13 protein-coding genes are annotated in these 13,284 nt (G+C 70.6%); 3 read left to right on the top strand and 10 right to left on the bottom strand.

From position 1 onward, the window contains the following. Positions 1 to 7: 7 nt before the first annotated feature. From HPY32_RS09725 to HPY32_RS09715, 3 genes are read left to right on the top strand one after another with little or no spacing between them, the layout of a single operon-like run. Positions 8 to 982 carry a nitrilase-related carbon-nitrogen hydrolase gene (locus HPY32_RS09725; protein WP_067591058.1) on the top strand — a complete coding sequence of 325 codons (975 nt, stop codon included), beginning with the start codon at positions 8 to 10 and terminating at the stop codon, positions 980 to 982. Continuing rightward, positions 979 to 2,004, top strand: coding sequence for an agmatine deiminase family protein (locus HPY32_RS09720; protein WP_067591060.1), 1,026 nt, complete (start codon positions 979 to 981; stop codon positions 2,002 to 2,004). The genes HPY32_RS09725 and HPY32_RS09720 overlap by 4 nt, the downstream gene beginning before the upstream one ends. Next, positions 2,001 to 2,609 carry a TetR/AcrR family transcriptional regulator gene (locus HPY32_RS09715; protein ID WP_067591063.1) on the top strand — a complete coding sequence of 203 codons (609 nt, stop codon included), beginning with the start codon at positions 2,001 to 2,003 and terminating at the stop codon, positions 2,607 to 2,609. Before HPY32_RS09720 ends, HPY32_RS09715 begins: the two co-directional genes overlap by 4 nt. A 103-nt stretch (positions 2,610 to 2,712) precedes the next feature. On the opposite strand, the gene der is transcribed toward HPY32_RS09715, so the two are convergent. The 10 genes from der to pyrG form a co-directional block, all read right to left on the bottom strand. Continuing rightward, positions 2,713 to 4,134 (bottom strand): ribosome biogenesis GTPase Der, encoded by a 1,422-nt coding sequence (gene der, locus HPY32_RS09710; protein ID WP_067591066.1) that lies wholly within the window; start codon positions 4,132 to 4,134, stop codon positions 2,713 to 2,715. Next, a complete protein-coding gene (gene cmk, locus HPY32_RS09705) occupies positions 4,131 to 4,865 on the bottom strand; it encodes a (d)CMP kinase (protein WP_067596051.1) in 735 nt (244 codons plus the stop codon). The genes der and cmk overlap by 4 nt, the downstream gene beginning before the upstream one ends. A gap of 11 nt (positions 4,866 to 4,876) precedes the next feature. Then, the gene (locus HPY32_RS09700) at positions 4,877 to 5,830 is read right to left on the bottom strand and encodes a pseudouridine synthase (protein WP_231951751.1); all 954 of its coding nucleotides are present in this window, start codon (positions 5,828 to 5,830) and stop codon (positions 4,877 to 4,879) included. Between the two features lie 815 nt (positions 5,831 to 6,645). Beyond that, complete coding sequence (gene scpB / locus HPY32_RS09695; protein ID WP_067591069.1) at positions 6,646 to 7,308, bottom strand: SMC-Scp complex subunit ScpB; 663 nt, start codon at positions 7,306 to 7,308, stop codon at positions 6,646 to 6,648. A gap of 2 nt (positions 7,309 to 7,310) precedes the next feature. Then, on the bottom strand, positions 7,311 to 8,159 hold the full coding sequence (locus HPY32_RS09690; RefSeq protein WP_067591072.1) for a segregation and condensation protein A: 849 nt from the start codon (positions 8,157 to 8,159) through the stop codon (positions 7,311 to 7,313). Next, positions 8,156 to 9,127 (bottom strand): AAA family ATPase, encoded by a 972-nt coding sequence (locus tag HPY32_RS09685; RefSeq protein ID WP_195118779.1) that lies wholly within the window; start codon positions 9,125 to 9,127, stop codon positions 8,156 to 8,158. Before HPY32_RS09685 ends, HPY32_RS09690 begins: the two co-directional genes overlap by 4 nt. Positions 9,128 to 9,482: 355 nt before the next feature. Then, positions 9,483 to 10,400 (bottom strand): site-specific tyrosine recombinase XerD, encoded by a 918-nt coding sequence (gene xerD / locus HPY32_RS09680; protein ID WP_067591075.1) that lies wholly within the window; start codon positions 10,398 to 10,400, stop codon positions 9,483 to 9,485. Between the two features lie 29 nt (positions 10,401 to 10,429). Beyond that, complete coding sequence (locus tag HPY32_RS09675) at positions 10,430 to 10,738, bottom strand: hypothetical protein (protein WP_067591078.1); 309 nt, start codon at positions 10,736 to 10,738, stop codon at positions 10,430 to 10,432. A gap of 94 nt (positions 10,739 to 10,832) precedes the next feature. Continuing rightward, positions 10,833 to 11,486, bottom strand: a complete 654-nt coding sequence (locus HPY32_RS09670) for an NUDIX domain-containing protein (protein ID WP_067591081.1) — start codon at positions 11,484 to 11,486, stop codon at positions 10,833 to 10,835. Beyond that, a complete protein-coding gene (gene pyrG / locus HPY32_RS09665; RefSeq protein ID WP_067591084.1) occupies positions 11,483 to 13,231 on the bottom strand; it encodes a CTP synthase in 1,749 nt (582 codons plus the stop codon). Before pyrG ends, HPY32_RS09670 begins: the two co-directional genes overlap by 4 nt. Between the last annotated feature and the right edge of the window lie 53 nt (positions 13,232 to 13,284).

The following is a 13,284-nucleotide window of genomic DNA, read 5'->3' as shown; positions in this document are numbered from 1 at the left end:
CCGCACCATGGCCCGATCCTTCGTCGTCGAGACGGCCTTCACCCCGCCCCCCTCGTTCGCCCGCGCCGAGCCGCCGCAGCGCGCCCCGCTGCGGGTCGGCCTGGTCCAGCACCGCTGGCTCGCCGACGCCGACGAACTGCGCGCCACCCTCGCCGAGGGCATCCGCCGCGCCGCCGACCTGGGCGCGAAAGCCGTGTTCCTGCCGGAACTCACGCTGTCGCGCTATCCCGCCGACGTGCGGGCCGGGGCGAATCCCGGTGCGCGCGCGGAAGATCTGCGCACCGGCCCCACCTTCACCTTCGCCACGCAGGCCGCCAAGGAGACCGGGGTCGCGGTGCACGCCTCGCTGTACGAGCGCGCCGAGGCCGCCGACGGGCTGGGCTTCAACACCGCCATCCTCGTCTCGCCGGACGGCGAATTGCTCGGCCGCACACGGAAACTGCACATCCCGATCAGCGACGGCTACTACGAGGACACCTACTTCCGGCCCGGCCCGGCCGACGACGCCTACCCGATCTACCGGCCCGCCGCCCTGGACGGCGCCGCGATCGGCATGCCCACCTGCTGGGACGAGTGGTTCCCGGAGGTCTCCCGGATGTATTCGCTGGGCGGCGCGGAAATCCTGGTGTACCCCACCGCGATCGGCTCGGAGCCGTCCTTCCCCGCCTTCGACACCCAACCGCTGTGGCAGCACGTCATCGTCGGAAACGGCATTACCGCGGGCACTTTCATGGTGGTGCCGAACCGGTTCGGCGATGAGGGCGGCGTGCACTTCTACGGATCGTCGTTCATCAGCGATCCCTACGGCCGCGTGCTGGTCCAGGCCCCACGCGACGAGGCCGCGGTGCTGGTCGCCGATCTGGACCTGGACCAGCGCCGAGACTGGTTGGGGCTGTTCCCGTTCCTGACCACCCGTCGCCCCGACACCTACGCCCGGCTCACCGCGCCGGTCGACGCCGACCACCCCTACGGTGCGTCGTGAGCTGGGTGATGCCCGCGGAAACCGCTCCGCAGGAACGGATCTGGATGGCGTTCCCGCCGCTGGGCGCGACCGCGTTCGCCGACGCCGACTCGGCGCACCGGGCGCGCACCGCGTGGGCGGCGGTCGCCCACGCCGTGCTCGATTTCGAGCCGATCACCATGGTCGTCGACCCGGCCGATCGAGAGGTGGTGCGGCAGTATGTCTCTCGTGAGGTCGACGTGATCGAGGCGCCGCTGGACGATGCCTGGATGCGCGATATCGGGCCCACCTTCGTCCACGACGAGGACGGCCGATTGGGCGCGGTGGACTGGGTGTTCAACGGCTGGGGCGGCCAGGAGTGGGCGAGCTGGGACCGCGACCGGCACATCGGCCGGTTCGTCGGCGAGCGCGCCGGGGCCGAGATCGTCGCCTCGCCCCTGGTGAACGAGGGCGGCGGCATCCAGGTCGACGGGCAGGGTACCGTGCTGGTCACCCGCACCGTGCAGCTCGACCCGGGCCGCAATCCCGGGCTGGACCGGGCGGCCGTCGAGGCCGAGCTGGCTCGCACGATCGGCGCCCGGCACGTGATCTGGTTGCCGCGCGGGCTCACCCGCGACAGCGAACGCTTCGGCACCCGCGGGCACGTCGACATCGTGGCCGCGATTCCCGCGCCCGGGCGGCTGCTCATGCACGCCCAGCAGGACCCGTCGCATCCCGACGCGCACGTGAGCGCCGAGATCCTCGCGGTGCTGCGCGACAGCCACGACGCGCACGGCAAGCCGTGGGAGATCGTCGAGGTGCCCGCCCCGCGCGTGCTGCGCGACGCGGAGGGCTGGGTCGACTACAGCTACATCAACCATCTCGTCGTCAACGGCGGCGTAATCTGCTGCGGCTTCGACGATTCGAACGATGCCGTCGCCCGCGGCATCCTCGCCGACGCCTACCCGGGTCGACGGGTGGTCACCGTGGACGCGCGGGAGATCTTCGCCCGCGGCGGCGGCATCCACTGCATCACCCAGCAGCAGCCGGTGGCGCGGGCATGAGTGAGCGGCGGGAAGCGATCCTGCGGGCGAGCGCCACCGCCATCGCCGAGCGCGGCGTGCGCGGCCTGCGGGTCAGCGATGTCGCCCAGGTGGCAGGCGTGTCCCCAGGGCTGCTCTACTACCACTTCAAGGATCGTGACGGCCTGCTGTCGGCGGCGCTCACCTACATCAACGATCAGGCCCGCGCCTACCGCACGGCGGCCGACGGCACCGGCTCGCCGCGCGACCGCCTGGTCAACCATCTGCTCGCCGAGATCCAGGACACCCCCGAGGTCTTGGAGAATTCGCTGGCCTGGAACGAACTTCGCGCCGCCGCCGTCTACGAGCGGCCGCTGCGCGAACCCCTGGCCCGCACCTCCCGGCAGTGGAACGGCGAGGTCGCCGACGCCATCCGGGTCGCCCAGGCCGTCGGCGACATCGCCGACACCGTCGACCCCGACGAGACCGCCCTGATCATCACCACCCTCACCGAGGGCCTGTCCTCCCGCTGGCTCACAGGCGAATTGACCACCGAGCAAGCCCGCACCCACCTGCGGGCGGCGATAGACGCCCTGCTGCCGCGGCGGACGACCAAGCCTCGTTCGCGGCACGCCCCCACTCATTGATCCCGGCACGCTTTTGGCCGGGATCTCACGGTAGATTCCGGCCAAAAGCACGCCGGAATCACAGGGGACGTGCCGAACGACGGCGGGGGCGTTCGCCGCGCGACTACTTCTTCTTCCAGTCCCGCTTCTCCCGCACGCGAACCGAAATCCGCACCGGGGAACCGTCGAAACCGAACTCCTCGCGCAAGCGGCGCTCCAGGAAGCGGCGGTAACCGGCCTCGAGGAAGCCCGTGGTGAACAGCACGAAGGTCGGCGGGCGCGTGGTCGCCTGGGTGGCGAACAGCACGCGCGGCAGCCGCCCGCCGCGCATCGGCGGCGGGGTGGCCGCGATGACCTCCTTGAGCCAATTGTTCAGCCGCCCCGTGGGAATGCGCTTGTCCCAGGATTCGAGCGCGGTGTCCATGGCGGGCACCAGCTTCTGCACCGCGCGGCCGGTGTGCGCGGAGATATTGACCCGCAGCGCCCACGGCACCTGGACCATCTCCCGATCGATCTCGCGCTCGAGCTGCTCGCGGCGGTCCTCGTCGACCAGATCCCACTTGTTGTAGGCGATCACGAGCGCCCGCCCGGCATCGGCCACCATGCTGATCACCCGCAGGTCCTGCTCGGTGATCGGCTGCGCGGCATCGATCAGCATGATCGCGACCTCGGCGGCCTCCAGCGCGGCCTTGGTGCGCAACGACGCGTAGAACTCGTGCCCACCGGCATTGCCGACCTTGCGGCGCAGGCCCGCGGTATCGACGAAACGCCAGATCCTGCCGCCCAATTCGACGAGCGAGTCCACCGGATCGACGGTGGTTCCGGCCACGTCGTGCACGACCGACCGCTCCTCGCCCGAAAGCTTGTTCAGCAGACTCGATTTGCCGACATTGGGCTTGCCGACCAGGGCGACCCGACGCGGGCCGCCGGTGCGGACGACGTCCTCGCGCGGCAGCTCCGGCAGCACGGCCAACACGTCGTCGAGCAGATCGCCCGTGCCGCGGCCGTGCGCGGCCGAGATCATCCGCGGCTCACCCAGACCCAGCGACCACAGCACCGCCGCCTCGGCCTCCAGCTTCTCGCTGTCGACCTTGTTGGCGACCAGGATCACCGGAGTCCCGGAGCGGCGCAACGTCTTCGCCACGGCCTCGTCGGTCGCGGTCGCGCCGACGGTGGCGTCCACGACGACCAGGATGGCGTCCGCGGTCCGCATGGCCAATTCGGCCTGCCGGGCCACCGACTGCTGCAGGCCCTTGGCGTCGGGCTCCCAACCGCCGGTGTCCTGCACCAGGAATCGGCGGCCCGACCAGCTCGCCTCGTAGGTGACGCGGTCGCGGGTCACGCCCGGCACATCCTCGACCACCGCCTCGCGGCGGCCCAGCATGCGGTTCACCAGGGTCGACTTGCCCACGTTGGGGCGGCCGACGACGGCCACCACCGGCATCGGGACATGGTCCTGCGCCTCGGCGTCGCCCTCCAGATCCGCGATCTCCCAATCGGATTCGTCGGCCCAGACGCCGTCGGTCGCGAACGTCTCCTGCGTCACAGCGCGCCTCCTGCCGAAACCTGCTGCGCGACAACGCGATACAGCTCGTCGATGACCTGGTCCATGGTCAGCTCGCTGGTGTCGACCGGCACCGCGTCCGCGGCCGGACGCAGCGGCGACACCGCGCGGGTGGAGTCCAGGGTGTCGCGGCGCTGCACGTCGGCCAGCACCGCCTCGTAGTCGTCGCCGCGGCCCTCGGCGATGTTCTGCTGATTGCGCCGGTCGGCGCGGGCCTCGGCGGACGCGGTCAGATAGATCTTGGCGTCGGCGTCGGGCAGCACGACGGTGCCGATATCGCGGCCCTCGACCACGATTCGCCCGGCGGCCGCGGCGATCTCGCGCTGCAGCGCGACCAGCTGCTCGCGCACCTCCGGCACCGCCGACACGGCGGACACCGCGCGGGTGACCTCGTTGCCGCGGATCTCGACGGACACGTCCACGCCGTCCAGCTCGACCAGCTCGCGGCTGGGGTCGGTGCCGATGCGCAGCGGCAGGTCCTTCGCCGCGGTCGCGATGGCGGCCGGGTCGGCCAGGTCGACCCCGGCGCGCAGCACGCTCAGCGTCGCGACCCGGTACATGGCCCCGGTGTCCAGGTAGCGCGCACCCAGCCGGGTCGCGAGCCGCCGGGACACGCTCGACTTACCGGTCCCGGACGGACCGTCCATCGCGACCGTCAGCGGCTCCGATCCGGACAGCTTGGCACGTTCCACGGCGACGGCTCCTCCCAGCATTTCCACACCGTTCACAACGACACCGCCTCGTAGAGCTTCCCGATTTCGTCGCGACCCAGCACACGCAGGGTGCCGGGGCGCTGGTCGCCGATGGCGACCGGGCCGATATGCGTGCGCACCAGCGCGGTGACCGGGTGGCCGACCGCGTCCAGCAGGCGGCGCACGATGTGCTTGCGGCCCTCGTGCAGCACCACCTTCACCAGCGAGCGGCCCTCGCCGACCTCGAGCACCTGGAACTGGTCGACCTTGGCCGGGCCGTCCTCGAGCTCCACGCCGTCGCGCAGCTGCTTGCCGATGTGGCGCTGGACCTCGCCGTTCACGGTGGCCAGGTAGGTCTTGGACACCTGGAACGACGGGTGCATGAGCCGGTGGGCGAGCTCGCCGTCGTTGGTGAGCAGCAGCAGGCCCTCGGTGTCGGCGTCGAGGCGGCCGACGTGGAACAGGCGCTGCCCGGCCATCACCCGCTCGGCGACGATATCGCCGACGCACGGGCGGCCGAGTTCGTCGGACATGGTCGACTGGAAGCCCTTGGGCTTGTTCAGCGCCAGGTAGACCTGCTCGTCGCGGACCACGACCCGCACGCCGTCGACCCGGACCACGGCGGTCTCGGGGTCGATGCGCAGGCCCTGCTCGCGCACCACCAGGCCGTCGACCTCGACGCGGCCCTGCTCGATGAGTTCCTCGGCGGCGCGGCGGGAGGCCACACCGGCCTTGGCGAGCACCTTCTGCAGGCGTTCGCCCTCGCCCCAGGGCAGCTTCTTCGGCCCGGCGGCCTCGGCCGGTTCGGCGTTCTGGTGCCGCGCGGGCTTGGCGAAGCTCAAAATGGTCGGCTGCTTGGTCTTGCGCTGCGGCTTCGGCTTACGCCCCGGTGCGGGCTTGGGCCCGAGCGGACGCCCGCCACCGATGCCGGTGTGCTTGGCGCCGATCGACCGGCTCTCCCCGCGCCCCGGCAGATTGCCCGGCACGCCACGACCGCGCCCCTTGGCAGAGTCGCGCCCGGAGCCGAATTCCGCACGCCCACCCCGGCTTCCACCGAACCCGTCGCGCCCACCCCGGCCCCCACCGAAGTCCTCACGCCGACCACGGTTCCCACCGAAATCGTCCCGACCCCCACGGCCACCGAATTCACCGTGCCCGCCCCGGCTCCCACCGAAATCGCCACGACCGCCACGCCCCGATGCGAACTCCCCTCGGCCGCCCCGGCTTCCACCGAAGCTGTCGCGCCCGCTCCGGCCCCCACCGAAGTCCTCGCGCCCACCGCGGCTACCACCGAAATCGTCACGCCGACCACGGTTCCCACCGAAATCGTCACGGCCCCCACGGCTACCACCGAAGTCCTCACGTCCACGTCGGCTACCGCCGAAATCATCACGCCGACCACGATTTCCACCGAAATCGTCACGGCCACCGCGGCCACCGCCGAAATCGTCACGGCGACCACGGCTTCCACCGAAGTCCTCACGGCCACCGCGGTTTCCACCAAAGTCACGACCACGGCTTCCCCCGAAATCGTCGCGCCCGCCCCGGCTTCCACCGAAGTCATCGCGCCCACCCCGGCTTCTGCCGAAGTCCTCACGCCGACCGCGGTTCCCCCCGAAGTCGTCGCGTCCCCCGCGGCCCGGGGCGAAATCGCCGCGGCCGTCCTTGGCGTCTCTGCGCCCTCGTGCGGCTCCCTGGGCGCCGGTGCGCCCGCGGCCGTCCTGCGCGCCGCGGCCTGCGGCGCCATAGTTCCTACGATCCGGTGTGCCATCTCGGCGAGCGGGTCTGTTCACGGGTCCTGTCAATCCTCGGCGCCGAGGTCGAGGTCGGCCTCGGCGGGTCTCTTCAGCCTGGTGTACCGGGGGTCGGTCTCCAGGCTCTCGTTGATCTCATCGATCAGGTCGACGCCCGGCAGCAGGGGCGCCAACGGCGGAAGTTCCGCCAGCGACGCGAGCCCGATCCGTTCCAGGAACAGCTCGGTGGTGACGTACTGGGTGCCGCTGGTCTCGGGATCGGTCCCGGCCTCGGCGATGAGTCCGCGCGCCACCAGGGTGCGGATCACGCCGTCGACGTTCACCCCGCGCACGGCGCTCACCCGTGCTCGCGTAACCGGTTGACGATAGGCGATAACCGCCAGAGTTTCCAAAGCGGCCCGGGTGAGCTTGGACCGCGAGCCGTCGAGCAACATGCGCTCGACGTAGGGCGCGTACTCGGTACGGGTGTAGAAACGCCATCCGTCGCCGACGAATCTGAGATCGATACCACTCCCCTGCGCGGTCAGCTCGGCCGACATCTCCCGCAGCGTCCGCACCACCCGCGACTCGTCGTCGCCCAGCGCCGAGGCCAGCAGCTCGGCCGGGGCGGGCGCGTCGACGACCAGCAGCATCGCCTCGAGCGCCGCCCGGAACTCGGCGTCGTCGAGCCGGTCGGGAAGGGCCTGCTCGACCATGTCGTCCGGTGCCATCGTCACCCGTAGTCCTCCTCGATCGTCGCCGGTGTGTCGCCGGCCTCGTCGCCGATCCAGCTGATCGCCAGGGGGCCCAGCGGGTCGGGTTGGTCGAACTCGATCGTCTTGCCTCGGTACAGCTCCAGCAAGGCCAGGAAGCGGGCGACGATCTGGATCGGCACGTCGCAGTCGGCGCACAGTTCCCGGAAGGTCGTCCAGCCGCCCGGCCCCCGCATCTTCAGCATGTCCAAGACGAGCGCGGCCTGCTCGGCGACCGAGATGGCGTGGGCGTGCAGATGATCGAGACCCACCTTGGGCGCCGGGCGGGGCCGGAACGCCGTCGCCGCGACCACGGCGAAGCGCTCGGCGTCGACACCCAGCGTAACCTCCGGCAGCAGGTCCAGATAGCGATCCTCGAGCGATACCGCCCGCGGATAGCGCCGCAGCGCCGCCTGTTCCAACTCGCCCAGCAACTCGGCCACCTGCTTGAACGCCCGGTATTGCAGCAGCCGCGCGAACAGCAGGTCGCGCGCCTCCAGCAGGGCCAGGTCCTCCTCGTCGGAGACCTCGCCCGCGGGCAGCAACCGGGCCGCCTTCAGATCCAGCAGCGTGGCCGCCACCACCAGGAACTCGGTGGTCTGATCGAGGATCTTGTCCGCGCGCAGCGTCGTGTCCCGATCCAGGCCCGCGGTCAGCGCCTTGGTGTAGGCGATGAACTCGTCGGTGACCTTGTGCAGCGCCACCTCGGTGACATCGAGGCGGCGCTGACTGATCAGTTGCAGCAGCAGATCGAAGGGGCCCTCGAAGTTGCTCAGCCGCAGATGAAATCCCGGCGATCTGTCCGGATTGTCGGCAGTGGGTTCGCTCACCGGCCCGACCGGTGGATGACTTCCCGTGCCATGGCCCGATACGCCTCCGCGCCACCGGATTTCGGCGCCCACGTGGTGATCGGCTCACCGGCGACGCTGGCGTCGGGGAAACGGACGGTCCGGGCGATCACCGTGTCGTACACCAGATCCCCGAACACCTCCACGACCCGGGCCATCACCTGCCGCGAATGCAGCAACCGCGCATCGAACATGGTGACCACGATGCCGTACAGGCTCAGTCGCGGATTCAACCGGTCCCGCACCTTCTCCACGGTGTCGGTGAGCAGCGCGAGCCCGCGCAGCGAGAAGTACTCGCACTCCATGGGAATGACCACGCCGTCGGCGCAGGCGAGCGCGTTGACGGTGAGCAGGCCCAGCGACGGCTGGCAGTCGATGAGGATGTAGTCGTAGTCGCCGCGTAACGACGCCAGCGCGCGGCCCAGGGTCTGTTCCCGGCCGACCTCGTTGACCAGCTGGATCTCGGCCGCGGACAGATCGATGTTGCTGGGTAGCAGATCCATCCCGTCGACCTTGGTGTGCAGCAGCACGTCCGCGGCGGTGGCGCGATTGCCGACCAGCAGATTGTGCACGGTGAGATCGAGATCGTGATGCGCCACGCCGAGCCCCGCCGACAGCGCGCCCTGCGGATCCAGGTCGACCAGCAGCACGCGGCGGCCGTGTTCGGCCAGGGCGGCACCGAGATTGATGGTGGAGGTCGTCTTGCCGACCCCGCCCTTCTGGTTGCACATCGCCACGACCAGCGCGTCACCCTCGTGCGAGACGGGCGGCGGATCGGGAATGTCGCGAAGCGGGCGTCCGGTCGGTCCGATCTCCGCGCCGTCCGCCACGATGTCCTTCGCCTCCCACAAGGTCTGAGCCGCCTGCTCTATCCGCGGGCCCGATCGGGTGCTCGAAAGCGGTTCTGCCGCAGCGCGCATCGGCGGCTCGGCCGCACCGGCTGTCGTCATATCCGCTGCTCCTTCGATATTTCCTGCCCGTTGCCCCGCCCAGCGCAGCGGGGCAATTCCCACCCGGTGTCCCCTGTCCGGAGCACCAGGACCCACATAGACGCTACCGTCTCCGAGCGCAAGACCCACGATCGGACACGCGTTGTGAACCCGCCCGCAGCCACACCGACACGCGCCCTCATCGATCCCGGCACGCCCCCTCACTGGTCCCGGCACACTCCCTCACTAGTCCCGGCACACTCCCTCACTGGTCCCGGCACACTCCCTCACTGGTCCCGGCACGCTTTTGGCCGGGACCTCACGGGATTCCGGCCGAAAGCACGCCGGAATCATGAATGGACATCGAGCCGGATCGTCACCGCGCCCGGGGATGCGCGGTCGCCCACACCTCGTGCAACGTATTCACCGTGACCAACGTGTAGATCTGCGTCGTCGTTACCGAGGCGTGGCCCAACAGTTCCTGCACCACGCGCACGTCCGCGCCGCCGTCGAGCAGGTGGGTGGCGAACGAGTGGCGCAGCGTGTGCGGGGAGACCGCGGCGGCGATCCCGGCACGTTCGGCGGCGTCCTGCAGCACCTGCCAGGCACTCTGCCGGGACAGCCGACCGCCGCGCGCATTGAGGAACAGGGCCGGATTTCCCTTGCCGCGCAGCGACAGCGCGGGCCGGGCGCGCACCAGGTAGGCGTCCAGGGCGGACAGGGCGGGGCGCCCGATCGGTACCATGCGCTGCTTGCCGCCCTTGCCGTGCAGCACGACCGCGCGCTCTCCGACATCGATGTCGTCGACATCGAGGCCGACCACCTCCGAGATCCGCGCCCCGGTGGAGTACAGCAGCTCGAGCATGGCGCGGTCGCGCACCCCGCGGGGCCCCTCACCGGATCCGCCCGCCGCCTCCAGCAGCCGCGAAACCTGGTCGTAGGGAAGCGCTTTGGGCAGCCGCCGGGCCGGGGTCGGCGGTTTCACCGCGTGCGCGACATTGCCCGCGGTGATGCCCTCGGCGGCGGCGAACCGATGCAGCCCGCGCACCGCGACCAGCCCGCGCGCGGCGGAGCTGGCGGCCAGCGGCGGATAGCCGTCGGCCCCCGCGCGCAGCGACACCACGAAATCCGCGATATCGCTTTCGGTCACCGCGTCCAGGCCGCCGATTCCGCGCTGCTCGAGGAAGTTCCGATACCGGTCCAGATCGCGCCGGTAGGCCCCCAGCGTGTTGCGCGCGGCACCGCGCTCGACCGTGAGGTGGTCGAGATACGCGTCGATCTGCCGCTGCAACACGGCTCACATCATGGCACGCGGCCGCGAACTCACAAGCTCAGCGCCGCGCGCAATCGGGTGTCCAGCGATTCCATTTCGTCCACGCTCAGCTCACCGGTCTGCTCCGCCAACCACATCCGGTAGACGCGCAGCAGATGCACGGCGTCGGCCCAGCCGTGGCTGGTGCGGATGGTGAGAATGTGGCCGGGGTCGTCGTCGGCCAGGCGCACCGCATGCAACCACCGATACGGCGAGGCGATCACCGCCGGATCCGAGACCAGCACCACCGTGCGACGGCGGGGAAACGGGGTGCCGTCGAGCAGCGTGGGGCAGTATCGCCAGACCTCACCGCGTCGCATGCGTCCTCGAACCCGCCGCCCGGGTCGCCTCGCTCATACCGTTGTGCTTACCAGAGCGGGACACCTTTCGGGGAACCGCGTGCGCGGGACGAGATTACGCTCGTCCCGCGCCCTCGGCGACCTTGCGCTCGACGAACGCGGTCGGCATGCCGGGCCACGGCGCGTCGGCCGGGCGCAGCGGCAGTTGCCCGCCGCGCGCCGTCGCCAGCGCGAGCACCCCGGCCACGGCGGTGGCGTTGACGATCTCCCCCGCCAGCGCCGCCCGCACCGCCTCCTCGACCGGCATCCGCACGAGCTGGATGTCGGCCTCCTCCAATTCCGGTTCCGGCCGGTCGGTCTCGGACAGCCCGGTGGCCAGGTAGATGCGCAGCGCCTCGTCGGTGAAGCCGGGCGAGAGCGCGACATCCACCAGCACCGCCCAGTCGCGGGCGGCCAGCCCGGTCTCCTCGGCCAGCTCGCGCCGCGCCGCGACCAGCGGATCCTCCCCGGGCTTGTCGAGCAGGCCCGCGGGCAATTCCAGCAGCCGCCGACCGATCGGATGCCGATACTGGTTGATCAGCACCAGATTTCCGTCGTCGTCCACCGCCGCGACCGCGACGGCGCCGTGGTGCTCGATCACCTCGCGCTCGACCACCCGCCCGCCGGGCATCGCGACCTGGTCCAGCCGCAGCGCCAGGATGGCGCCCGAATACACGGTGCGGCTGGACACCGTCTCGAACTCGTGGGTGCCCGGACCCTCGGCGGTCACGGCGAGACCCGCTCCCCCTCGGCGACCTCGGCCCCGATCTCGCCCGGGATCTCCACCGGAAGTCGTTCGGCCGCCTTGTATTTCAGCGCGGCGGCGACGAGCCCGGCGAACAGCGGATGCGGCCGGGTGGGCCGGCTCTTCAGCTCCGGGTGCGCCTGGGTGGCGACGAAGTACGGGTGCTTGTCGGCGGGCAGCTCGACGAACTCCACCAGGTGGCCGTCCGGGGAGGTGCCGCTGAACCGCAGGCCGCTCTTGGCGATCTTGGCGCGGTAGGCGTTGTTGACCTCGTAGCGGTGCCGGTGCCGCTCGGACACCTCGGTGACGCCGTAGGTCTGCGCGACGACCGACCCCTTCTCCAGCACCGCGGGGTAGGCGCCCAGGCGCATGGTGCCGCCGAGGTCGGCCTCCCCGGCCACGGCCTGCTCCTGGTCGGCCATGGTCGAGATGACCGGATGCTTGGTGTCGGGTTCGAATTCGGCCGAGTTGGCGTCGTCGAGGCCGACCGCGCGGGCCGCCTCGATGACCACGCACTGCAGGCCCAGGCACAGGCCCAGCAGCGGGATGCCGCGGGTGCGGGCGAAGTGGATGGCGCCGACCTTGCCCTCGATGCCGCGGATGCCGAAGCCGCCGGGCACGAGCACCGCGTCCACGTCGTGCAGGTGCTGCTGCGCGCCGGCCGGGGTCTCGCACTCGTCGGACTGCACCCAGCGGATGTTCACCTTGGCGCGCGCGGCGAATCCGCCCGCGCGCAGCGCCTCGGTCACCGACAGGTAGGCATCGGGTAGGTCCACGTACTTGCCGACCAGTGCGACGGTGACCTCCTCGCGCGGGTTGTGCACCCGGTCGAGCAGGTCTCCCCACACCGTCCAGTCCACGTCGCGGAACGGCAGGCCCAGCTTGCGCACCACGTAGGCGTCCAGGCCCTCGCGGTGCAGCACGCGCGGGATGTCGTAGATCGAGGGCGCGTCCGGGGTCGAGATGCAGGCATCCACGTCCACGTCGCACATCAGCGCGATCTTGTTCTTCAGCGGCTGCGGCACCTCGCGGTCGCAGCGCAGGATCAGCGCGTCGGGCTGGATACCGATATTGCGCAGCGCGGCGACCGAGTGCTGGGTCGGCTTGGTCTTGAGCTCGCCCGACGGCGCCAGGTAGGGCACCAGCGTGACGTGCAGGAAGAAGCAGTTCTCGCGGCCCACCTCGTGCCGGATCTGCCGCGCCGCCTCGAGGAACGGCTGGGACTCGATATCGCCGACGGTGCCGCCGATCTCGGTGATCACCACGTCCGGGGACTGCCCGTCCCGATCGGGCGCGGCCATCGCCAGGATCCGATGCTTGATCTCGTCGGTGATGTGCGGAATCACCTGCACCGTGTCGCCGAGGTATTCACCGCGGCGCTCCTTGGCGATGACCGTCGAATAGATCTGCCCCGTGGTGACATTCGCGTCGCGGGTCAGCTCCCGGTCCAGGAACCGCTCGTAGTGGCCGACGTCGAGGTCGGTCTCGGCGCCGTCCTCGGTCACGAACACCTCACCGTGCTGGAAGGGGTTCATGGTGCCGGGATCGACATTCAGATACGGGTCGAGCTTCTGCATGGTGACGCGCAGTCCACGCGCGGTGAGCAGCTGCCCGAGGCTGGAGGCCGTCAGTCCCTTACCGAGGGACGAGGCGACACCGCCGCTGACGAAGATGTGTTTGGTGGCGGTCGTCTGATGGGGGGAACGCGCCGGAATCCGTGATTGACCCACGGGACTTCACAGTAACACGAAAAACGGTTGCGAATCGAATGCCACGCGCACCT

It is taken from the genome of Nocardia terpenica (genome assembly GCF_013186535.1).
Taxonomy (GTDB): Bacteria; Actinomycetota; Actinomycetes; order Mycobacteriales; family Mycobacteriaceae; genus Nocardia; species Nocardia terpenica.
Note: the sequence above shows the minus strand (reverse complement) of the source record. Positions and strands in the feature narration are given on the sequence as shown.